We start from the raw sequence: 22,601 nt of genomic DNA on the forward strand, positions 1-22,601 counted from the left end.
GACCGGACACGCCCGATGCCGCGCGACACAACTCCCGTCACCCGCGCCCTCCTCTCGGTCTCAGACAAGACCGGCCTCGTCGATTTCGCGCGGGCGCTGTCCGAACGCGGCATCGCCCTCGTCTCGACCGGCGGCACGCACAAGGCGTTGACCGAGGCCGGCCTGCCCGTGACCGAAGTCTCCGAGCTGACGCGCTTTCCCGAGATGATGGATGGGCGCGTCAAGACGCTGCATCCGGCCGTGCATGGCGGCCTGCTCGCCATCCGCGACAATCCCGAGCACCAGGCCGCGCTCGCCGCCCACGGCCTGCAGGCGATCGACCTCCTCGTGGTGAACCTCTACCCGTTCGAGGCGACGCTGGAGGCCGGGCGCCCCTTCGGCGACTGCATCGAGAACATCGATGTCGGTGGCCCCGCGATGATCCGCGCCGCCGCCAAGAACCACGCCGACGTCGCCGTGGTGGTCGACGTGGCCGACTACGCCGCCGTTCTGGGTGAATTGCAGGCGCATGACGGCAGCATCGGCTCAGGGATGCGCCGCCGTCTCGCACAGAAGGCGTTCTCGCGCACCGCTTCCTATGACGCCGCGATTTCCAACTGGTTCGCCGGCGAGATCGGCAACGACGAGGCGCCAACCTTCCGCGCGTTTGGCGGCACGCTCGGCCAGAGCCTGCGCTATGGCGAGAACCCACATCAAGCGGCGGCCTTCTACCGCTCTCCCGGCATCGCGCGGCCCGGCATCGCCACGGCGCGGCAGGTCCAGGGCAAGGAGCTGTCCTACAACAACCTCAACGACACCGACGCGGCTTATGAATGCGTCGCCGAGTTCGATCCGGCACGCTCGGCCGCCGTGGCGATCATCAAGCATGCCAATCCGTGCGGTGTCGCCGAAGCCTTGAGCCTGCTGGAGGCCTACGAGCAGGCGCTCGCGTGCGATCCGACCTCGGCCTTCGGCGGCATCGTCGCACTCAACCGTCCCCTCGATGCCGAGGCTGCGCGAAAGATCGTCGAGATCTTCACCGAGGTAATCATCGCGCCCGAAGCCTCGGAAGAGGCGATGGCGATCGTGGCGGCGAAGAAGAACCTGCGCCTGCTGCTGGCCGGCGCCCTCCCCGATCCGCGCGCAGCCGGTGAGACCGTGCGCACGCTCGCGGGCGGCCTCCTCGTCCAGGGCCGCGACAAAGCCGTCGTCGACGACATGCCGCTTCGCGTGGTGACGGCTCGCCAGCCCAGCGAGGCCGAGTTCGCGGACCTTCGCTTTGCCTACCGGGTGGCAAAGCACGTCAAGTCGAACGCCATCGTCTACGCCCGCGCCGGTGCGACGGTCGGTATCGGCGCCGGGCAGATGTCACGCGTCGATTCCTCACGCATCGCCGCCTGGAAGGCGGCTGAGGGCGCCAAGCGCATCGGTGCACCGGACAGCCTCGCCAAGGGCTCCGTCGTGGCGTCCGACGCCTTCTTCCCCTTTGCCGACGGCCTGATCGCGGCAGCCGAGGCCGGCGCAACCGCTGTGATCCAGCCCGGCGGTTCGATGCGCGACGACGAGGTGATCCGTGCCGCCGACGCGGCTGGGCTGGCGATGGTGTTCACGGGCACGCGCCACTTCCGGCACTGAACCGACAGACTTTCCGACCGCTAAGACCGGCGGCTGGATCGCTGGTTGCGGACAACAATTCAGGCAGCAAAAGAAAAGGCGCCCCGAAGGGCGCCTTTCCTGTCTCGCATCCTCGAAGGGCTAGTCTTCGGCGAAGATGTCCCGGTCCTTCGTCTCCGGCACGAAGATCAGGCCGATAACGAAGGTCATCACCGCGATCACGATCGGGTACCAGAGGCCGTAGTAGATGTCGCCGGTCGCGGCCACCATCGCGAAGGCGGTCGCGGGCAGCAGGCCGCCGAACCAGCCGTTGCCGATGTGATAGGGCAATGACATCGCCGTGTAGCGGATCCGGGTCGGGAACAGCTCCACGAGGGCAGCGGCGATCGGGCCGTAGACCATGGTCACGAACAGCACGAGCACGAAGAGCAGCCCGATGACCTTGGCGACCTGGGGCCGGAAGATGTCGAACGGGTTCGACATCTTCACGATCGCCGGGTCACCCGCCTTCGGATAGCCGGCACCCTGCAGGGCGGCCGACGCAGCCTTGGCGAAGTCGGCTGCCGGCATGCCGGCGGTGTACGGCACCTCGGTGTCGTTGACCTTGACCTTGGTCGGCTGTCCGGCAGGGCCAGCCTCAGTGGAGTACTTCACCGAAGACTTGGCGAGGTAGTCGCGGGCGAGGTCACACGGTGTCTCGAACTTGCGCGTGCCGACCGGATTGAACAGGCTGCCGCATTCCTTCGGGTCGGCGATCACGCTGACCTTCACGGTCTCGACGGCCTTCTCCAGGTTTGGGTTGGCCATCGAGGTGATCTGCTGGAACACCGTGAAGTAGGAGACCGCCGCGATCAGGCAGCCGGCCAGGATGATCGGCTTTCGGCCGATCTTGTCCGAGAGCCAGCCGAAGAACACGAAGAACCCGGTGCCGAGGAGCAGCGACCACGCGACCAGTAGGTTCGAGGTGTAGCCGTCGACCTTCAGGATCGATTGCAGGAAGAACAGCGCGTAGAACTGGCCAGTGTACCAGACCACGCCCTGGCCGGCGGTGAGGCCGAGCAGTGCGATCAACGCGAACTTGGCGTTCTTCCACTGGCCGAAGGCTTCCGTGAGCGGAGCCTTCGAGGTGGTGCCCTCCTCCTTCATCTTCTGGAAGGCCGGCGACTCGTTGAGCTTGGTCCGGATCCAGACCGACACGGCGAGCAGTAGGACCGAGACCAGGAACGGAATGCGCCAGCCCCAGGCTTTGAACGCGTCCTCGCCCGTGAAGGTGCGGGTCGCCAGGATCACGATGAGCGACAGGAACAGGCCCATCGTCGCCGTGGTCTGGATCCAGCTGGTGTAGAAGCCGCGGCGGCCATTCGGCGCGTGCTCGGCAACGTAGGTGGCGGCGCCACCGTACTCGCCGCCGAGGGCGAGGCCCTGGAGCAGGCGCAGCGTGATCAGGATGATCGGGGCCGCGATGCCGATGCTGTCGGCGTTGGGCAGGATGCCGACGATGAAGGTCGACAGACCCATGATCAGGATGGTGACGAGGAAGGTGTATTTGCGGCCGACGATGTCACCGACCCGGCCGAAGACCAGCGCGCCAAAGGGGCGGACCAGGAAGCCTGCCGCGAAGGCGAGCAGGGCGAAGATGTTGCGCGTCGATTCCGGGTAGGCGGAGAAGAACTGCGCCCCGATGATCGCGGCGAGCGATCCGTAGAGATAGAAGTCGTACCACTCGAACACCGTGCCGAGTGACGAGGCCAAGATGACCTTCTTCTCGGATGCCGTCATCGGTCGCGCGGCATCTCCCGCATGCGACGCTGCTGCTGCCACAGCCATTACACGTTCCTCCACCCGGCGGTGCGTCTTGCGCGAACCCGCTCGTTTTTTTGGTTTCCAGCGCCCGGATCGTTGAAACGACCTGCGAACGCACAAGCCATTGTTACGTCAGTGCTGTGCCGTGCCAAGGAGGAAAGAGCATCAACAAGCGTGCGAAAGCGCTTAGACACATGTTTGAAATAGAAAAGGCGCGGCTCACGCCGCGCCTTCTTCCTTAATCCCCCCGAAGAGAAATTCTTTTTAGTGAGCGTGGGCGCCGCTCGCGCCGATGCCGGTCTCCGAGCGCACGAACTGTGCGTCGAAGGCCGCGCGTTCCCGCTGAGCCCGCCGCGTGTTGTCGAGCTTCGACACCACGAAGATGGTCAGGAAGGCCAGAGGCATCGAGAACAGCGTCGGATTGTCGAAGGGGAACAGCGCCGCAGGATGCCCGAAGGTCGTCACCCAGACTGCCTTCGAGAGCACCACCATGGTCACCGCCGTGACGAGACCCACGAGGCCGCCGAGCAGCGCGCCCCATGTGGTCGTTCCCCGCCAGAGGATCGACATGGACAGGACCGGGAAGTTGCAGCTCGCCGCCACCGAGAAGGCGAGCCCGACCATGAACGCGACGTTTTGGTTCTCGAAGACGTAGCCGAGATAGATCGCGACGATGCCGATCACCACCGCGGCGATCTTCGAGAGCCGTACCTCTGCATTTTCGGTCGTGCGCCCGCGGGCGATGACCTGGGCGTAGAGATCGTGGCTCACGGCCGAGGCGCCGGCCAGCGTCAGACCCGCCACCACGGCGAGGATGGTCGCGAAGGCCACCGCCGAGATGAAGCCCAGGAAGTACGGGCCGCCCACGGCGTTGGCGAGGTTCACGGCGACCATGTTGGTGCCGCCGACCATGTCCTTGAGCTTGTCGAAGGTGCCGGCCGCGCCGAGCTTGAAGTAGCTCGGATCGGACATCAGCAGGGCGATGCCGCCAAAGCCGATGATGAAGGTCAGGATGTAGAAGTAGCCGATCAGGCCGGTGGCATAGAACACCGACTTGCGAGCCGCCTGGGCGTCCGAGACCGTGAAGAACCGCATCAGGATGTGCGGCAGGCCGGCCGTGCCGAACATCAGGCCGACGCCGAGCGAGATCGCCTCGATCGGGTTCGAGACCAAGCCGCCGGGCGCCATGATGGCATCGCCCTTCGGATGGGTCGCGACGGCCGCGGCGAAGAGCGACTCGGGATGGAAGCCGTATTTGTAGAGTACGGCGACGGCCATGAAGCTCGCGCCGCCGAGCAGCAGGCACGCCTTGATGACCTGAACCCAGGTCGTCGCCTTCATGCCGCCGAAGGCCACGTAGATGATCATCAGCGCGCCGACGATGACCACCGCGTAGAGATACGGCAGACCGAACAGCAGCTGGATCAGCTTACCGGCGCCGACCATCTGCGCGATCAGGTAGAAGGCCACCACCACGAGGGTGCCGACCGCCGAGATGATGCGGATCGACGTCTGGTCGAGGCGGAACGAGGCCACGTCGGCGAAGGTGTACTTGCCGAGGTTACGCAGGCGCTCGGCGATCAGGAAGAGCACGATCGGCCAGCCAACGAGGAAGCCGGTGGAGTAGATCAGCCCGTCGAAGCCCGAGGTGTAGACGAGGCCCGAGATGCCGAGGAACGAGGCGGCGGACATGTAGTCGCCCGCGATGGCCAGCGAGTTGGTGCCCGCGGAGATGCCGCCGCCGGCCGCGTAGAAGTCGGAGGCCGATTTCGTGCCCTGGGCCGCCTTGTAGGTGATGCCGAGCGTGAACAGCACGAAGAACAGGAACATGCCGATGGCCGGCCAGTTCGTCGCCTGTTGCGAGACGGCTCCGAGGTCGGGGCCGGCGGCCCAGGCCGTCGTCACGGCGAGTCCGAGGATACCGGCGGCCCCGAGGCCTCCCAGAATATGAGCGCGGCTCATCGGGCCAGGCTCCGTGCGAGTTCGGCGGAGAGGCGGTCGAAGCGGGTGTTGGCGCGCGCGACGTAGATGCCGGTCAGGATGAAGGCGAAGACGATGACACCGACGCCCATGAACAGGCCGAGCGAGGCCGTGCCGGAGACCTTGGTGGCGAGCAGCTGCTTGTCGAAGGCGATCAGGCCGATGAAGCCGAAATAGACGACCAGCATCAGGATCGTCAGGATCCAGCCGAAGCTCGTGCGCTCGCGGACGAGGGTCTGGAATGTCGGATTGGTGATGACGCGGTCGAGTCGGGGATCGGGTGTGTCGACGCCTGCGGCATGTGGAGATGCCGCGGCGGTGCCTGCCGCCTGTGTTGCGCTCATGATGTCCTCCCGCCGACCCGGATGCTCTTCATGGCATTCGGCGGCTTCAGCCTCTTCGAACGTGGCGGACGATTTCTCGCGTTCCGCCTTGCCACGTCGAAGAGACTTGGGCGCGAGGACCGGGCGCCCGTCAAGCCGATTTGTGCTTAGTTCGCGCGGTTTTGACGGTTCTCGATGAGGTCCTCGACGACGGCGGGCTCAGCCAGCGTCGAGGTGTCGCCGAGCGAGCCGAAATCGTCCTCGGCGATCTTGCGCAGGATGCGGCGCATGATCTTGCCGGAGCGGGTCTTGGGCAGGCCCGGCGCGAACTGGATCAGGTCCGGCGAGGCGATCGGGCCGATATCCTTGCGGACCCAGGCAACGAGTTCCTTGCGCAGAGCGTCGTCGCCCTCCTCGCCCTGGTTCAGGGTGACGTAGGCGTAGATGCCCTGGCCCTTGACGGTGTGCGGGTAGCCGACGACTGCCGCCTCGGCGACCTTCGTATGCGCGACGAGCGAGGATTCCACCTCGGCCGTGCCCATGCGGTGGCCGGAGACATTGATGACGTCGTCGACCCGGCCGGTGATCCAGTAATAGCCGTCCTCGTCGCGGCGCGCGCCGTCGCCGGTGAAGTAGAGGTCCTTGTAGGTCGAGAAGTAGGTCTGCTCGAAGCGCTCGTGGTCGCCGTAGACCGTGCGCATCTGGCCGGGCCAGGAATCGGCAATGCAGAGGTTGCCCTCGCACTTGCCCTCGAGCTGCTTGCCCTCGGCATCGACCATCACCGGCTGCACGCCGAAGAACGGACGGGTGGCCGAGCCCGGCTTGAGCTTCGTGGCGCCGGGCAGCGGCGTGATCAGGATGCCGCCGGTCTCGGTCTGCCACCAGGTGTCGACGATCGAGCAGCGCTCGTCGCCCACGACCCGGTAATACCACTCCCAGGCTTCCGGATTGATCGGCTCGCCGACCGAGCCGAGCACGCGCAGGGACTTGCGCGAGGTCTTCTTCACCGGCTCCTCGCCGCCGCCCATCAGTGAGCGGATCGCGGTCGGCGCGGTGTAGAAGATGTTGACCTTGTGCTTGTCGACCACCTCCCAGAAGCGGCCGTTGGTCGGGTAGGTCGGGATGCCCTCGAACATCAGCGTGGTCGCGCCGTTCGCGAGCGGGCCGTAGACGATGTAGCTGTGGCCGGTGACCCAGCCCACATCGGCCGTGCACCAGTAGACGTCGCCCTCGTGGTAGTCGAAGACGTATTCGTGCGTCATCGAGGCGTAGACGAGATAGCCGCCGGTGGTGTGCACCACGCCCTTGGGCTGGCCGGTCGAACCGGAGGTGTAGAGGATGAAGAGCGGGTGCTCAGCCTCGACGGCCACGGCCGGGCAATCGTCCGTCACCTGCTTGGCGGCTTCGTCGTAATAGACGTCGCGGCCGGCCTCCATGGCGACGTTGCCGCCAGTGCGGCGCACGACGATAACGTGGTCGACGGTCGCGTCGTCGAGACGCTTGATGGCCTCGTCGACATTGGCCTTGAGCGGCACCTTGCGGCCGCCGCGCAGGCCCTCGTCGGCCGTGATCACGACCTTGGCCTCACAGCCCTTGATGCGCTGGGCAAGTGAATCCGGCGAGAATCCGCCGAAGACGATGGCGTGGATGGCGCCGAGACGCGCGCAGGCCAGCATCGCGTAGGCCGCCTCAGGCACCATCGGCAGATAGAGGATGACCCGCGAGCCTTTCTCGACGCCGCGGTTCTTCAGCACGTTCGCCCAGCGGCAGACCTCGCCGTGCAACTCCTTGTAGGTGATGTGCTTCTGCTCGTTCGGGTCGTCGCCTTCCCAGATGATCGCGACTTGGTCGCCGCGCTTCTCGAGGTGACGGTCGATGCAGTTATGGGCGACGTTGGTCTTGCCGTCCTCGAACCATTTGATCGAGATGTTGCCGGGGGCGAAGCTGGTGTCCTTGACCTTCGTGAAGGGGGTCGACCAGTCGATGCGCTTGCCGTGCTCGGCCCAGAACGTGTCGGGGTCGGCAACGGAGGCCTTGTACATCTCCTGGTACTTTGCGTCGTCCACGAGCCCATGCTCACGCCACGCGTCCTGGACGTCGACAACCCGCTCAGTCATGCCGTTTCTTCCCTTCGAGGCGCCCGATCGTATCGCGAAGGTTCGCGCAGCCGGGACTTCCAGTCACTAACTAGTTGCACCGCCTAAACGGCGGGACAAGCACCAAAAAGTCTAGAATGCCGGGTGTCTTTCAGGCGCTCAGAGCGCGCTGCAGCGGAAACAGCATCTCCACGAGCGTGCCCTCGTTCTTGCGGCTGGAGATGCGGAATCGGCCGCGATTGGCCTCGACCAGCGCCTTGGTCACCGTCAGGCCGAGACCGATGCCGGCGCGTGCGCCCGCGACGTCGCCGTCGCCCTTCGCCATCAGCGCCCGCTCGATCTCCTCCTGCGTCAGGCCGATTCCGGTGTCGCGGACCCGGAAGGCGATCTCGCCGCGCTCGTCGGTCGTCGAGACGATCACCTGGCCGCCGGCCTCTGTGAGACGGATGGCGTTGGCGATGACGTTGAGGGTGACCTGACGCATGGAACGCTCGTCGGCGACGAGAGGCCTGAGATCGGGCGAGAGGCTGGTCCGCACGACGATGCGGTCGCGCGCCGCCTGCGGCTGCATCAGCGCGATGCATCCCGACACCACGTCGTTGAGAGCGATGTCGGTGAAGGTCAGCCCGCCCAAACCCGCTTCGATGCGCGCGAGATCGAGAAGGTCGTCGATCACGCCGACGACATGCTGGCTGGATTGGTAAATCTCTTGAAGATAGTCGTTTCCGCGCCCGCTCGCCAGCGGTCCGAGGCGCTCGGAGAGCAGGATTTCCGTGCGGTCGGCGATCTGCACGATCGGCGCGCGAACCTGATGAGACACGATCGCGGCGAAGTCTGCCCGGAAACGCGACTCCGGCTCGACGTGCGGCACGCCGGCCAACGGCGGGAGCGGCTCACTCAGGGTCACGCAGAACTTGGCCCTGCTCTCCGTTGGAAGCTGCGCGACGCGAAGTCGAAGCGCGCCGCTCTGTGGGCTTGTTCGCGCGATGGCTTCGCAAGTCGCGCCAGTGGCCGCCCCGCGCGCCTCGTCGAGGCAAGCGGCAATGGCAGGCTCGCTTTCGCCTATGAACAAATCAGCTAGCCTGCCGCCGACGACCTCGCGCGACTCGCTCGACAGCATGGCCTGCGCACTGGCGTTCAGCCTGAGAATGCGGCCGCCCTCGTCGAGCGAAGCCACGCCCAGCTCGATCTTGTCGAGGAGGTCCTGGGCGTCACGCTCGCGCGCTGCATCCCGCGTCTCCAGCAAGCCGCGCGCGATCTGTTCGCGGGCGCTGTCGACCTGAGTCGCCACGCGGGCCAGAAGCAGTTCGGCCGAGCTGCCATCCCAATCGACCCGCGAGCGCTCGACCAGCAGCGACAGCGACTGCCCTCCCGCCCGCGTCATGGAGACCGGCGTATCGGGAAGCATGCCGTCTTTCAGCGGAGGCAACTCGCCGAGCAGTGTCCCGACGCCCTCGGCTGCCTGCAACGCGGCGCGGTCCGGATGTCCGGTGAGATCGAGGAACCTGCCATTCGCGTAGAGGATCGCGGTGCCGCGATGGACGAGAACGCCCACCGGCAACCGGTCGAGCGCCGCGACGATCGCCTCGTCGATGGACGACACCGCACTCGGCGGCACAGCGACCGGGAAGGCCATGACCGAGCCGCCGCGCTCCGTACCCAGAGGCGGCTCCGGCGGCACGGTGTCGTCGTCGCCCGCAAAGCGTGCGCCGAGAGCGCGCGCGATCTCGCGAAAAGCAGCGTGCTCGTTCGTCGACAAGTCCGAATTCTGCTGCGCTGGCGCGTGCGCGTCGCCCGCGTCTTCGCCCACCATGGCCGGCGCGCCTTCTTCGACGTGCGTATCCAGCGCGCTGACGGCAAGCACCGCGCCGGGCACGGGAGCCTCCCCGGCCAGCGGCGCTGCCGATCCCGCTCGCGCTTCGTCCGCAGCCGGCAGCACCGGAGCGTCGTCGTCGCCTTGGACGGCAGATGACGGCGACGGGTCGGCTGCGGCGGCCTCCGCCGAGATCTCATCCTGCAGCGAAGCCGCGCTGGGCAGCGAGGCTCGTGGCTCGCGCACCACGCCGAACCCCGAGAAACCGGAAAACGGCTGCGAGGCGCGTCCGGATGGCGTTCCGGACAGTTCGAGCTCGATCTCCCGATCCGCCCCGGGCGATCGAAGGACGACGGGAAGTGCACGAAAGGTCCGATGCGCCGTCAGCGCTTCGAGCAGGCTCCCTCCCTGGATGGCCCCGGCCTCGCCGAGCGCCGTCCACGAGTGGCCGAGAAGATGTGCGGCGATCTTGGGAGATGCGCCCGATAGGTTGGCGACGACGTGGTTGTCGTCGCTCCGCCAGACGAAGCGCCGCGAGACCGAGGATGGAACATCCGGCTCCCGAGGGGGCTCCAGAACGGCCGCCGTCTCGATCGGCGGCCGCTCGGCGGAGTTGCGACGTGCTGGTAGTGCCTCTGTGGACGCGAGCAGCCGGAAGGTCTCGCCCGTTGCGCTCATCGCCGACGCGATCAGGCAAGTGACCGGGCGCCCGAGGCCGCGCGTGTCGAGGCGAAGCCGAACGAGGCGTGGGCCGGTGCCCGGCTCGCCGACGGACCGGATCTGATGCGGAAGCCTGAGTCCGGGGTCGACGCGGTCATCGTCGCGCGAGACCGCTGCGCGTAGAGCCACGGCGTCCCCATGGGAGCCCACCAAGCTCTCGGCGGCACGATCGAGAACGAGGACGGCGCGGCCGGGTACTGCGAAGAGCGGTGCGAGACGGGCGTCGGCGGACCAGCGCGCGAAGTCGGCAGCGAGCGTCGCGTCGCCGCCATCGGCCTGCTTTGCGCGGTCGGACATCGAATGCCTAGCTGTGGGCCACGTGGTGGGAAATCGGCAGGCAGTCTGAAACTTCTGCCAGTGCCGTCATAGACATGAAGGCGATCTGACACACGTTAATCAACGCTTAACCCTAATACGCGGCCTGCCGCCGCACCGGGGGCTAGCGTCGCATGAAATATATGTTATTGTGCGCTGCACAATGATGAATTCATGGGCATTTGGAAAGGAAACGAACATGAGCAGCGGCCAGAATCCCAATTACGAAGTTCCTGCCGAGATGCGCGACTTCGCTGAGAAGAGCGTCGACCAGGCCCGCAAGGCGTTCGATTCGTTCCTTGGCGCAGCGCGCCGCACGGCCGATACCGTTCAGGGCTCCGCCGAACTCGCCCGCACCAACACCACCACGCTGTCCTCGCGCTCGTTCGAGTTCGCCGAGCAGAACGTGAACGCCGCGTTCGACCTCGCGCAGAAGCTCGTGCGTGCCAAGGACGTGCAGGAGGCGATGCAGCATCAGGCCGAGTTCGTTCGCTCACAGTTCGCCAACATCCAGGCCCAGGCCAAGGAGTTCGGTGGTCTCGCGCAGAGCGCTCTCCAGCAGGGTGCCGAGAACGCCAAGAGCGCCGTCCAGCAGGGCCAGAACGAGGCCCGCCAGGCCTTCGACCAGGGCACTGCCGCCGCGAAGGCCACCACCAAGAAGCCCACCGCCTGATTTTCCAAATCAGTCGGGACACGGTCGCCGCGAGAACGCTGGACCGTGATTTCTGAGAGATCGGCTCGCCCAACAGGCGGGCCGTTTTCTTTTTTGGCCGGGGCTACCCTAAGCCTTGGAGATCGGGCCGCCTTTTTTCGGCCGATCGGGGCTCTTAGCGAGGCGCGTCACGTGTCGGCGTTCGGCACGACCCAACGCCATCGAGAGAGCGACCTCCATGCGTCTTGCTTATCGTCTCAGCATCGCGGCCGCGATCGTTCTCGGCGCGCTCGGCTCCCAGGGCGCCCGCGCGCAATACGACGACGAAGGCTATTACGATGCGCCGCCGCCCCGCCGCGGCGGCTATGAGTCTCGCTACGAGGGTCGCCGTCCTCCTCCGCCCCGGCGCGACGTGGGTCTGAATTGCGACGCGATCCAACCCGGCATGTTCGGCCCGAAGCCGTTCTCGTGCCCGCTCCCCGGTCCGCGCCCCCTCGGCGCCCGCTGCTTCTGCGAGACGCCGACGGCCCCGCTGAGCGGCGGAGATACCGTCGCCGGCCGCGTCGTTCCCTGATCGACCGGCACGAATCGAAAAGCCCGCGCCGGTTCGACCGGCGCGGGCTTCGATTTCGCTCAGATCGAGTCGATCAGTTCAGCACGACGACCTTGGCGCCGACGCGGACGCGCTCGTACAGGTCGGTGACGTCGTCGTTCGTCATGCGGATGCAACCCGAGGAGACGGCCTGACCGATCGTGTCGGGCTCGTTGGAGCCGTGGATGCGGTACTCGGTGCCGCCGATATACATGGCACGCGCGCCGAGCGGATTCTCGACGCCGCCGGCCATGTAGCGCGGCAGGTCGGGGCGGCGGGCGAGCATCGCCTTCGGCGGAACCCACGACGGCCATTCCTTCTTGGCGACCACCGTCTTCACGCCCGACCACTCGAACCCTGGACGACCGACGCCGACGCCGTAGCGCAAGGCCTCGCCGGGCGAGGTCACGTAGTACAGCCGGCGCTCGGAGGTCGAGACCACGATGGTACCGACCTTGTAGCGCGGGTCGAACTGAACCATCTCGCGCGGGATCGGCGCGACCTGCGCCTGCGGCGCAGCCTGGGCACCCTGGCCGTAGCCTGACGCGCCGTATTGACCGCCGTAGGGATCGTATTGCTGCGCACCCGAGCGGCCGTAGGCCTGGCCCGAGTAGTAATCATCGGCGTCGTTCGTCCCGAACGGGTCGAAGGGGGCAGATATCGCGGGAGCGGTTGCAAGAACACAGACGCCGATGACGCCGGCGAGGGCGGTGGCCAGGGTCTTCATGAGGAGATGCCTACCTGTGCATTTATCTTGACTACACAAGCGTGACCGTGGCCACGCGGTTCCACGCTTGTTCAATGATTTTGTGCATAAGCGTCGTGCGCCTCCACACGAGACTCAACGGGTCGTTTCCTCGATCACTTCATCCGTATGCACGTCGAAGCGAACGAGCTGCTGCGGCCCGAAATTCGTCGAGATGGCGCAGTCGGCCGCGTCTCGGCCGCGGGCCATGAGGATGCGTCCGACCCGCGGTGTGTTGTGGCGGGCATCGAACGTGTACCAGCGGCCGTCGAGATAGACTTCGAACCACGCGGAAAAATCCATCGGGTCCGGCACCGGGGGAATACAGATGTCGCCGAGATATCCGGTGCAGTAGCGCGCCGGGATGTTCATGCAGCGGCAGAGCGCGACGGCGAGATGCGCGAAGTCGCGGCAGACCCCCTCGCCGCCCTCATGTCCTTCGAAAGCGGTGCGGGTCGCGTCCGCGCGCAAATAGTCGAAGCGGATGCGCCGATGGGCGTAGTCGACGATCGCCTGGACGCGTCGCCAGCCCAGCGGGGTGTTCCCGAAGAGCGACCAGGCCGTCGCGGCCAACTTGTCGGTGTCGCAGTAGCGGCTGCCGAGAAGGTAGATGAGGATGTCGTCGGGCAGGTCCTGGACGTCGAGTTGCGGCGCATCCGGCACGACCGGGTCCGGCTCGCCGGAATCCCGGATCAGGAAGTCGGCCGAGATGCTCACCCTGCCAGCCGGAGCGACGATCCGGGTGCAGACATTGTCGAAATCGTCCCGATAGGTCCTGACCGGGATGTCCGGCTCGAAGCGCAGGATCTCGGGCGTGAGAAGATCGGCTTTCCGGGACGGATGCACGTTGAGCATCAGGATCATCGGCGTCGGCTGCGTCGACTCGAACGCGATGTCGAACCCGGTCCGAATCTTCATCGGAGCAACGCTTTCCACATGGGAGCCGGACAGGCGGGAGGCCGCGCCGGACTTTGGGTCGGCTCATCCGGACGACGGCGAGGCTTTGCGCTGAAGGCGTCTGCAGCACTCGACCTGCATCCGAAACGAGTTCGCTTCGGCCTTGCAAAGGATGCGCCGAATCCCGGGCGCGTCAGGCCACCGGCGGAGGCGCCTCTTTCGCGGCTCGCCCGGCCTCGACGAGCACGTCGAGCGCGCGCCAGGGCTTGGGAATGAAGACCGCCCGGTCGGGGATCTCGTCGCGGCGCTCCGGGGCCACGCCCGAGGTGATGACGAGCCGGGCTTTCGGCCACAGAGTGGCGACGGCGTTGGCGAGCTGGATCCCGTCCATCTGGCCGGCCAGGCTGATATCCGCGAAGACCAGCGCGACGTCGCCGCCAGACTTGCGCAGGACCGTGAGGGCCTTCTCCGCGCTGTCGCAGCCGACAACCGACAGTTCGGTCTCGTCGAGGAGCGTCTCCGCGAGGCCTCGCACGTCTGGATCGTCCTCGACGACGAGGGCCAGCCGGCCGCTCTTGGGCGGAACGTCGAGATCGGTGTGCTTCACCTGCCGGACGAGCGCGGCAAGGTGCTCGGGCACGCCTTCGGAGACGAGGGCGTCGTAGGCCGAGGCGAGCGCCTGCCCGATCTGGTCGAGCGGCATGCCGGGCAGCAGCGGGTCGAGCACATGCCTGATGCCGGCCTTCGGGCTCGATCCATCGAGCATCGTTGGGTTCGGCTTCTGCACGCGCTTTCCTCTCATCTCGCAACCGCTGAGTGAGCGGCGACGTAGATGGGAATGCCCCCAACTGCTCGTCAGTTGCGTCCGCGGGAGCTTTTCATTGTATCAAAGCAAATGGAACTATTGGCCCGCGGCGTCGGCATAGGCCATCACGCCGGCCATCGAGGTCACGTCGCGGTAACGGTCGCCGCGGGTGCTCATCATCGCCTCGAACTTCTCGTGGACCTGGGCGACGGACAGGCTCGATGCCTTCTTGGCGTGTCGTCCACGACCGCCGCGGCCGGCATTGGCGGCGAAGAAAATCGAGCGGTTGGCGCGGGCCGGACCGGGCAGGAGCGCGGCGGCGGCGGCACCCGGTTTGTCGACGACCTTCGAGAGGAAGCTCTCGGCGTCGTTCGGGCCGAGGAAGTGCGCGAGATAGACCTCGCCGAGCGAAAGGTCGCGGCCGATGGTCTGGGCGATGCGCCCGGCATCGCGCTTGAGCATCTCGCCAGCCATCAGGGCCGACAGGTAGGGATCGCGGCGCAGTTCGAGCACGCGGTTGCGATCGGCCTGATTGGTGATGACCGGCTTGTCGTTGGCGTCGTTGGTGACGAGGGCGGCTTCCTGGGCGAGCCCGTATTTGGGGCCGAAATCGCGAACCACGCCGAGCCAGGTGCGCTCGATGAACTGGTACAGGCCGGTGGCCGACGAGGTCTTGGCCTGCACGGCCGTGATGAAGCTCGATTCCTTGTCCGCGATCGCCATCAGCAGGACCGGATCGGTCTCGACCGCCTGGGCCGCCTTGACGATCGTCTGCACGATGTGGCGGCGGATCTTCATCGGCCCGAATTCGAGGATGTCGTTCGGGTCGCCGGTGGCGGTCTGCGAGAGCAGGAAGTCGTAGGAGACCCGGTCAACGCTGTTGCCGCCGAGCTCCGTATCGAGGTCGTGGATCGGGGCGAAGCTCGACGCGGCGGTCAGCGTAATCTGCGGCTGGGGCGCTTCGGGGGCCAGAGCCTGCACGCGGGGCTTCGGCATCGCGATTTCGTGGACGGCCTTGGTCGAAGCTTCGGCGCGGCCGAAATCGGTGCCGGCATTGAGCAGGACGGCGCCGAGGCCGCCCGCGACGAGCGTCATGGAGAGGACCGAGCGGACCAGCGCCGTGCGGCTGCCGTGGTCGCGGCCGACCTTGTTCGAAAGAGCGATGACATCCTGCCGGGCGCCAGCACCGAAGCGGCGCGCGGGGGTCGTCGTCTGCGAACGGTTGGTGCGGCCCTGCATGTCGGTCGCTTATCCCCTGGATCGCCGCTGTTCACGGCCTGATTCGATGGCCCAAACTTTTCTTGACCGGTGTGGCGACAACACGGCCGCGCTTGTGGCGGACCGAAGGCAGTGCAGGGCAATTTCGCGGGCGAGGCCAGCCATACGGCCGCGCTTTGCGCGGGATGGTCGGGCCACGGGGCGAGCTTTGCGAGCGAGCGTTGCCCAACGGCCACGCTTTATGGCCATTTCGGGAGCCGGTTCGCTCAAAGTCTGCGCAGCGCGACGCTCTCGATTCGGTGGCTGGCACCCTTGGCGAGAATCAGGCTCGCACGCTGGCGCGTCGGCAGGATGTTGTCTCGCAGGTTTGGCAGGTTGATCGTCGCCCAGAGGCCGTCGGCGATGGCCAGCGCCTCGGCCTCGCTCGCCTCGGCATACTTCCGGAAATACGAGAGCGGGTTTCGGAAGGCCGTCTGGCGCAGGCGCAGGAAGCGGTTGACGTACCAGCGGTGCAGGTCGTCCTCGTGGCCGTCGAGATAGATCGAGAAGTCGAAGAAGTCCGAGACGAAGGGGATCGCCGTGCCGTCGCGCGGCAAGCGCGCCGGCTGCAGCACGTTCAGTCCCTCGACGATCAGGATGTCCGGCTGCTCGATGACCTGCTCCTCGCCCGGAACTACGTCGTAGACGAGGTGGGAATAGACGGGAGCGGCGACGCGCTGCTTTCCGGCCTTGATGTCGGTGAGGAAGCGCAGCAGCGCCGCCGTGTCGTAGCTCTCCGGGAAGCCCTTGCGCTCCATCGCGCCCATGCGCGTCAGCTCGGCATTGGGGTGCAGGAAGCCGTCCGTGGTGATGAGGTCGACCTTCGGCGTGTTCGGCCAGCGCGCCAGCAGGGCCTTCAGAACCCGCGCCGTCGTCGACTTGCCGACCGCCACCGAGCCGGCGAGGCCGATGATGTAGGGCGCCTTCGCCTCGCCCTCGGCCATCAGGAAGCGTTGCGTTGCCTTGAACAGCCCCTGCGTCGCCGCGACGTAGAGGGACAGCAGACGCGACAGCGGCAGGTAGATCTCGACGACCTCTTCGATCGAGATCGGGTCGTTGAGCGATTGCAGCCGGGTGACGTCCTCGACGTCGAGCGTCAGCGGCGTGTCGGCGCGCAGTTGCGCCCACTCCGCACGGGTGAACAGGCGGTAGGGCGAGAGCCGAGCGGGCCCCACGCCCGTCACCGGATTCTGGCGATCGGCATCCTCGATGCCGCTGGAGGGGATCGGCGCCCCTTTCACGTATGCCTCCGTGAGGCCTTCTCGGCGATCCCGCTCTGCGCGGTTCGGCGTTCGAGCTCCGCCATCACCTCATGGAGGGGGACACCCCCGGCCTTCAGCAGGACGACGAGGTGGTACAGCACGTCGGCCGCCTCGCCGACCAGGCCGGCCCGGTCTCCCTGAACGGCGGCGATCGCGGCCTCGACGGCCTCCTCCCCCAGCTTCTTGGCCGGTTTCGCAGGACCGCCGGACAAGAGCTTGGCCGTGTAGGACGTTTCTGCCGACGCAGCGGCGCGCGCGTCGACCAGGTCGGCCAGATCCTGAAGGGAGAAGGAGGTCATCACGTCCGTGGAGCGGCGTTGTCGGAAAAGCGTGCCGGCTTCGGACCCTGATCTAGGGCAAGGTTTTCGGTCAAGGGAGCCGACTTGGACGAAAGTTCAGGGGATGTCTCAGCGATCGAGACGCATGTCGAGGCCGGCCGCCGCCATGTGGGCTTTGGCTTCGCCGACCGTGTGCTGCCCGAAATGGAAGATCGAGGCGGCGAGGACTGCACTCGCGCCGCCGTCGCGGACGCCGGCAACGAGATCGTCGAGGCCGCCGACACCGCCCGAGGCGATGACGGGGACCCTCACGGCATCGGTGATCGCGCGCGTCAGCGCGATGTCGTAGCCGGACCGGGTACCGTCCTTGTCCATCGAGGTCACGAGCAACTCGCCCGCACCGCGCTTGGCCACGGCCTGCGCGAATTCGATGGCGTCGATCCCGGTCGGGGTGCGGCCGCCATGGGTGAAGATCTCCCAGCGCAGCTCTTCGCCGGGGCCGGAGACGCGCTTGGCGTCTATCGCCACGACGATGCATTGGTCGCCGAACTTTTCCGCCGCCGCGGCCACGACATCGGGGTTCTTCACCGCGGCCGTGTTGATCCCGACCTTGTCGGCGCCGGCCAGCAAGAGCGTGCGCACATCCGCCACCGTGCGCACCCCGCCTCCGACGGTCAGCGGCATGAAGCAGGCCTCGGCCGTACGGCTGACCACGTCGAGCAGCGTGCCGCGGTTCTCGTGGCTCGCGGCAATGTCGAGGAAGCAAAGTTCGTCGGCGCCGGCCGCGTCGTAGACCTTGGCGGATTCCACCGGATCGCCGGCATCGCGCAGTTCCAGGAACTGCACGCCCTTGACGACGCGGCCGTCCTTGACGTCGAGGCAGGGGATGATGCGGGTCTTGAGCACGGCGCGCTTTCGGGTCTCGGTCAGGCCTTGCGAGCCTGCCGGATGGCGTCGAGCGCCTCCTGCGGGTCGATGCGCCCGTCATAGAGCGCTCGGCCGGTGATGGCACCGGCCAGCATTGCGCAATCCGGCTGCAGGATCCGGTGGATGTCCTCGATCGAGGCGAGGCCGCCGGAGGCGATGACCGGGATCGTCACGGCCTCGGCGAGGGCGAGGGTCATCTCGATGTTGAGGCCCTTCAGGATGCCGTCGCGGGCGATGTCCGTGTAGATGATCGCGGCGACGCCGGCATCCTCGAAGCGGCGGCCGAGCTCCTCGGCCGTCATGCTCGAGGTCTGCGCCCAGCCCTCGACGGCGACACGGCCGTCCTTCGCGTCGATCCCAACGGCGATCTTGCCCGGATGCCGCCTCGCGGCCTCACGAACGAAGGTCGGATCGCGCACGGCAGCGGTGCCGATGATGACCCGGCTCACGCCCTTGTCGAGCCAGCCTTCCAGCGTGCGCATCTCGCGGATGCCGCCACCGAGCTGAACCGGCACCTTCACCCGCGCCAGGATCGCCTCGACGGCGGAAGCATTCTTGGGAGCGCCGGCGAAGGCCCCGTCCAGATCCACCACGTGGATCCAGGAGAAACCCTGCCGCTCGAACTCGAACGCCTGTGCCGCCGGGTCGTCGTTGAACACCTTGGCCTGCGCCATGTCGCCCTGAACCAGGCGGACGCAGCGTCCCTCCTTGAGGTCGATTGCCGGAAAGAGGATCAAGAAACGGCTCGTCGTTCGATTGCAGGGATGAAGGTCATGATGCCCATCGACCGGGCATCACGGCCGCCACCGTAGGAAATTCGCGATCAGCGCCAGGCCGAGGCTTTGGCTCTTCTCGGGATGGAACTGGGTGCCGGCGACGTTGTCACGCGCCACCATTGCAGTGACCGTGCCGCCGTAATCGCTGTGCGCCACGACATCCGCCGGGTCGAGCGGCTTCAGAGCATAGCTGTGCACGAAATAGGCATGCAGGCCGGTCTCACCCGTCGGGATGCCGTCGAGCAGGGGCGAGGGCCGATCCACGCTCAGCGTGTTCCAGCCCATATGCGGGATCTTGAGAGACGGGTCGCTCGGCGCGATCGGCGCGACATCGCCCGCGATCCAGTCGAGGCCCTGCGTGGTCTCGTATTCGAGCCCGCGGGTCGCCATCAGCTGCATGCCGACGCAGATGCCGAGGAAAGGCCGCCCACGCTCGCGCACGGCCAGGGTCATCGCCTCGACCATCCCGGGCACGGCATCGAGCCCGCGCCGGCAATCGGCATAGGCGCCCACGCCCGGCAGCACGATTCGCTCGGCGACGGCCACGTCGTCCGGCTTGTCGGTGACGAGGATGCGGGCGTCGTCGAGGCCAGCCTCGCGCGCGGCGCGCTCGAAGGCCTTCGCCGCCGAGTGCAGGTTGCCGGATCCGTAATCGATGATGGCGACGGTCACGAGCGCTACCGGTGCCCTTCGCTAAAGGGAAACAGGCCGATCACCGACTCGTCGAAGCGCCGGCCCGTCGTCGGCACCGTCGTCGTGCGGGGCGCGATGGACGGGTCGAGCCACCGGGTGATGGCCTTGGCCTCGGCCTCGTCGGAGGACGCGGCGACGACGGCGTCACGGGCCGGGCGGCCGTTGCGGGCGTAGGTCCAGCGCCGCAGGCTCGATGCTTCGAGCCCGATCAGCAGCGAGGCCAGCAGCGTGATGACGGTAGCGGCGATCGGCGACATGCCGACCAGACGGCCGCCGAGGATCAACCCGCCCAGCAGAGTGAGGACGAGCAGAGCCGCCAGCCAGAGCCGGTGGTACAGGAACCAGACGACGGAGAAGGCAAAGGCCGGCCAGGAAAACCCGTCCGGCACCAGCACGGCGTCGTCGAAGGCGCGGGCATCGCCGCGCAGCGCGCCGTCGGGCAGGTGGAGTGTGTAGGTCCGCAGCCGCATCCTGATCTCCCGCAGCCCCTAGAGCGAGCCCTTGGTCGACGGCACGCGGCCATCCTCGCGCGGGTCGACCGCGACCGCCTCGCGCAAGGCCCGGGCCAGACCCTTGAAGCAGCTCTCGGCGATATGGTGCGCGTTGTCGCCGTACAGCGTCTCGACGTGCAGCGTGATGCCGGCATTCATGGCGAAGGCCTGGAACCACTCGCGCACCAGTTCGGTGTCGAATTGTCCGATCTTCTCGACGCGGAACTCGGTCTTGAAGACCAGGAAGGGCCGGCCGGAAATGTCGACGGCGACGCGGGTCAGCGCCTCGTCCATGGGCAGGTGCAGGTCGGCATAGCGGCGGATGCCGCGCTTGTCGCCGAGCGCCTTCAGGAAGGCCTGACCCAGAGCGATGCCGGCATCCTCGGTGGTGTGGTGCTGGTCGACATGCAGGTCGCCCGTGACCTTCACTTCGAGGTCGAACAGGCCGTGCCGGGCAAACAGCTCCAGCATGTGGTCGAGGAAGCCCACGCCGGTGGCGATGGTCGCCTTTCCGGTCCCGTCGAGGGCGATCGAGACGCTGACGTCGGTCTCCGCCGTCCGGCGGCTGATGCTCTCGGCGCGCATCGCTGGTGTAGGCCTTCCAGGAGGCCGCATCCGCGGCCGGGGCTGCCTTTTAGAGCGGTTCCGGCTGCGGGGGGAAGGGTTTCGAGCGCCGGTGCCCTGCGAAAACGCGGAAGGGCTTAAGGAATTCGGGTCATGCCGGCGTCACACCACGGTCGGCGCGTTCGCCTAAGCTCCACGGATCGTGCAATCTCTGCCCGATCGAGGAGTCAGCCATGCCGTCTCGACGGACCGTACTCGCCGGAGGTGCCGCCGTGCTCGCCGCCCCGCTCGCCTCCCATGCCGAGACCCGCCCCCTGCGCTTCGGCGTCGTCGCCGACCCGCAATATGCCGATGCCGAGCCGCATCTCGGCATGGGACGCTACTTCCGGAACAGCCTGGACAAGCTGCGCACGGCCGTCGCCGCCTTCAACGCGGAGGATCTGGACTTCGTGGTCACGCTCGGGGACGTGATCGACCGGGACGTCGCGAGCTATGCCGCCATCTTGGCCGTCTACGCGACTTTGCGGCACCGCCACATCGTGCTGCTCGGCAACCACGACTATTCGATCGCGCCCGATCGCCTGAGCGCGCAGCCGGGCCTGCTTGGCCTCTCCGCGACGCATTACGAGTACACGCATGGCGGCATCCGCTTCGTGGTGCTCGACGGCAACGACGTCTCGCTGTTTGCGCCGCCGCAGGGCGATCCGCGCTGGCAGATCGCACAGGACAGGCTCGGCCACCTGGCGGCGCAGGGCGCGGAGAACGCCAAGCCGTGGAATGGTTCGCTCGGCGACGCGCAATTCGCCTGGCTCGGCGGCGTGCTCGGCGATGCCAAGGCCAAGGGCCAGCGGGTCATCGTCATGAACCACTACCCGGTCTTCCCGGCCAACCCGCACAACATGTGGGACTCGGATCGGATCACCGCGCTGCTCGACGGGCAGCCGCATGTCGTCGCGTATTTCTGCGGGCACAACCATGCCGGCAATTACGGCGAGGCCGCCGGTCTCCACTACGTCAACTTCCACGGCATGGTCGATACGCCGGCCGAGAACGCCTACGCCATCGTGGAGATCGAGCGCGACCGGCTCGACATCCGCGGCTTCGGCCGCGAGCCGAGCCGATCGCTTCGGCTTCGGACGGCTTAGGCCTTCAGCACGCGGCCGGCGACGGCATCGAGCTTGGCGACCAGCTCCGGGTCACGGTGGCTCGGAGCGGTCATGATCGCTCCCTCGAGCGCCCGGTGCGAGCCGGCCGGGCATTCCTCACGCTCGGCGGGGAAGTCGCGGGCGAGCCGCGCCACGAGGCGAGCCGCCTTGTCGGCATTGGCGCGGGCGACGGCCACGACCGAGGCGACGTCGACGTCGTCGTGGTTCGGGTGCCAGCAATCGAAATCGGTGACCATGGCGATGGTGGCGAAGGTGATCTCGGCCTCGCGGGCGAGCTTGGCCTCCGGCAGGTTCGTCATGCCGATCACGTCGTAGCCGGCGGCCTTGTAGCCCTTCGACTCGGCGAGGGAGGAGAATTGAGGCCCCTCCATGCAGACGTAGGTGCCACCCTTGTGGACCGCGATCTCCTCGGCCGCGGCGGCGTCGACGATGCGCCGCTGCAGGATCGGGCCGACCGGATGGGCGAAGGCCACGTGCGCGACGCAGCCATTGCCGAAGAAGGACGAGGCGCGGCCGTGCGTGCGATCGACGAACTGATCGACCAGGACGAACAGGCCCGGATGCAGCTCGTTGCGGAACGAGCCGCAGGCCGAGATCGCCACGAGGTCGGTCACGCCGGCCCGCTTCAGCACGTCGATGTTGGCGCGGTAGTTGATGCCCGACGGCGAGAGCCGGTGGCCGCGCCCGTGCCGGGCCAGGAAGACGACCTGGGTTTTGCCGATCCTGCCGAATCTCAACGCATCGGAGGGCTCGCCCCAGGGCGAGGCGATTGCCTCCTCGCGGATGTCTTCGAGTCCGGGCAAGTCGTAGACGCCCGAGCCGCCGATCACACCGAGAACCGCTGCGGTCATGG

General features: G+C 67.1%; 21 protein-coding genes. 4 read left to right on the top strand and 17 right to left on the bottom strand.

Features of this window, described 5'->3' with window-relative positions:
* Positions 1-15 precede the first annotated feature (15 nt).
* Positions 16-1,614: a bifunctional phosphoribosylaminoimidazolecarboxamide formyltransferase/IMP cyclohydrolase gene (gene purH, locus GGR33_RS18595; RefSeq protein WP_183507974.1), complete on the top strand. Its 1,599-nt coding sequence runs from the start codon at positions 16-18 to the stop codon at positions 1,612-1,614.
* 120 nt (positions 1,615-1,734) lie between these two features.
* On the opposite strand, the gene GGR33_RS18600 is transcribed toward purH, so the two are convergent.
* From GGR33_RS18600 to GGR33_RS18620, 5 genes are all read right to left on the bottom strand, one after another.
* Positions 1,735-3,420 (bottom strand): MFS transporter, encoded by a 1,686-nt coding sequence (locus GGR33_RS18600; protein ID WP_183507976.1) that lies wholly within the window; start codon positions 3,418-3,420, stop codon positions 1,735-1,737.
* Between the two features lie 240 nt (positions 3,421-3,660).
* Positions 3,661-5,358, bottom strand: coding sequence for a cation acetate symporter (locus tag GGR33_RS18605; protein ID WP_183507978.1), 1,698 nt, complete (start codon positions 5,356-5,358; stop codon positions 3,661-3,663).
* Positions 5,355-5,720, bottom strand: a complete 366-nt coding sequence (locus tag GGR33_RS18610; RefSeq protein WP_183507980.1) for a DUF485 domain-containing protein — start codon at positions 5,718-5,720, stop codon at positions 5,355-5,357. The genes GGR33_RS18605 and GGR33_RS18610 overlap by 4 nt, the downstream gene beginning before the upstream one ends.
* Before the next feature lie 146 nt (positions 5,721-5,866).
* On the bottom strand, positions 5,867-7,816 hold the full coding sequence (acs, locus tag GGR33_RS18615; RefSeq protein ID WP_183507982.1) for an acetate--CoA ligase: 1,950 nt from the start codon (positions 7,814-7,816) through the stop codon (positions 5,867-5,869).
* 130 nt (positions 7,817-7,946) lie between these two features.
* On the bottom strand, positions 7,947-10,625 hold the full coding sequence (locus GGR33_RS18620; protein WP_183507983.1) for a PAS domain-containing sensor histidine kinase: 2,679 nt from the start codon (positions 10,623-10,625) through the stop codon (positions 7,947-7,949).
* A 217-nt stretch (positions 10,626-10,842) separates the two neighbouring features.
* Between GGR33_RS18620 and GGR33_RS18625 the strand changes: the two genes are divergently transcribed.
* Both GGR33_RS18625 and GGR33_RS18630 read left to right on the top strand, forming a co-directional pair.
* Positions 10,843-11,316 (top strand): phasin, encoded by a 474-nt coding sequence (locus GGR33_RS18625; protein WP_246413261.1) that lies wholly within the window; start codon positions 10,843-10,845, stop codon positions 11,314-11,316.
* A 217-nt stretch (positions 11,317-11,533) separates the two neighbouring features.
* The gene (locus tag GGR33_RS18630; RefSeq protein ID WP_183507986.1) at positions 11,534-11,869 is read left to right on the top strand and encodes a hypothetical protein; all 336 of its coding nucleotides are present in this window, start codon (positions 11,534-11,536) and stop codon (positions 11,867-11,869) included.
* 73 nt (positions 11,870-11,942) lie between these two features.
* Here the strand turns inward: GGR33_RS18630 and GGR33_RS18635 are convergent, their stop codons facing one another.
* The 11 genes from GGR33_RS18635 to hisB all read right to left on the bottom strand — a co-directional run bounded on the left by GGR33_RS18635 (position 11,943) and on the right by hisB (position 20,603).
* Positions 11,943-12,614: a L,D-transpeptidase gene (locus GGR33_RS18635; protein ID WP_183507988.1), complete on the bottom strand. Its 672-nt coding sequence runs from the start codon at positions 12,612-12,614 to the stop codon at positions 11,943-11,945.
* A 114-nt stretch (positions 12,615-12,728) separates the two neighbouring features.
* Positions 12,729-13,550: a transglutaminase-like domain-containing protein gene (locus GGR33_RS18640; RefSeq protein ID WP_183507990.1), complete on the bottom strand. Its 822-nt coding sequence runs from the start codon at positions 13,548-13,550 to the stop codon at positions 12,729-12,731.
* A gap of 172 nt (positions 13,551-13,722) precedes the next feature.
* Positions 13,723-14,232: a response regulator gene (locus GGR33_RS18645; RefSeq protein WP_183508360.1), complete on the bottom strand. Its 510-nt coding sequence runs from the start codon at positions 14,230-14,232 to the stop codon at positions 13,723-13,725.
* Positions 14,233-14,430: 198 nt separating this feature from the next.
* Entirely contained in the window at positions 14,431-15,573 is a 1,143-nt protein-coding gene (locus tag GGR33_RS18650) for a transglycosylase SLT domain-containing protein (protein ID WP_183507992.1), read from the bottom strand.
* A 245-nt stretch (positions 15,574-15,818) separates the two neighbouring features.
* Complete coding sequence (gene coaA / locus GGR33_RS18655; RefSeq protein WP_183507994.1) at positions 15,819-16,832, bottom strand: type I pantothenate kinase; 1,014 nt, start codon at positions 16,830-16,832, stop codon at positions 15,819-15,821.
* Positions 16,829-17,152, bottom strand: coding sequence for a phosphoribosyl-ATP diphosphatase (locus GGR33_RS18660; protein WP_183507996.1), 324 nt, complete (start codon positions 17,150-17,152; stop codon positions 16,829-16,831). Before GGR33_RS18660 ends, coaA begins: the two co-directional genes overlap by 4 nt.
* A 108-nt stretch (positions 17,153-17,260) precedes the next feature.
* Entirely contained in the window at positions 17,261-18,037 is a 777-nt protein-coding gene (gene hisF, locus GGR33_RS18665) for an imidazole glycerol phosphate synthase subunit HisF (protein WP_183507998.1), read from the bottom strand.
* 20 nt (positions 18,038-18,057) lie between these two features.
* Complete coding sequence (hisA, locus tag GGR33_RS18670; RefSeq protein ID WP_183508000.1) at positions 18,058-18,795, bottom strand: 1-(5-phosphoribosyl)-5-[(5-phosphoribosylamino)methylideneamino]imidazole-4-carboxamide isomerase; 738 nt, start codon at positions 18,793-18,795, stop codon at positions 18,058-18,060.
* 57 nt (positions 18,796-18,852) lie between these two features.
* Positions 18,853-19,506 (bottom strand): imidazole glycerol phosphate synthase subunit HisH, encoded by a 654-nt coding sequence (gene hisH, locus GGR33_RS18675; protein WP_183508002.1) that lies wholly within the window; start codon positions 19,504-19,506, stop codon positions 18,853-18,855.
* 5 nt (positions 19,507-19,511) lie between these two features.
* Entirely contained in the window at positions 19,512-19,991 is a 480-nt protein-coding gene (locus GGR33_RS18680; RefSeq protein WP_183508362.1) for a DUF2628 domain-containing protein, read from the bottom strand.
* Positions 19,992-20,015: 24 nt separating this feature from the next.
* Positions 20,016-20,603 (bottom strand): imidazoleglycerol-phosphate dehydratase HisB, encoded by a 588-nt coding sequence (gene hisB / locus GGR33_RS18685; protein ID WP_183508005.1) that lies wholly within the window; start codon positions 20,601-20,603, stop codon positions 20,016-20,018.
* Positions 20,604-20,815: 212 nt separating this feature from the next.
* On the opposite strand from hisB, the gene GGR33_RS18690 reads away from it, so the two are divergent.
* Positions 20,816-21,727, top strand: coding sequence for a metallophosphoesterase (locus tag GGR33_RS18690; RefSeq protein WP_183508007.1), 912 nt, complete (start codon positions 20,816-20,818; stop codon positions 21,725-21,727).
* On the opposite strand, the gene GGR33_RS18695 is transcribed toward GGR33_RS18690, so the two are convergent.
* Entirely contained in the window at positions 21,724-22,599 is an 876-nt protein-coding gene (locus tag GGR33_RS18695) for an S-methyl-5'-thioadenosine phosphorylase (RefSeq protein ID WP_183508009.1), read from the bottom strand. The two genes, GGR33_RS18690 and GGR33_RS18695, sit on opposite strands and share 4 nt — an antisense overlap.
* Between the last annotated feature and the right edge of the window lie 2 nt (positions 22,600-22,601).

The sequence above is a fragment of the Methylobacterium brachythecii genome, assembly GCF_014196345.1.
Lineage (GTDB): Bacteria > Pseudomonadota > Alphaproteobacteria > Rhizobiales > Beijerinckiaceae > Methylobacterium > Methylobacterium brachythecii.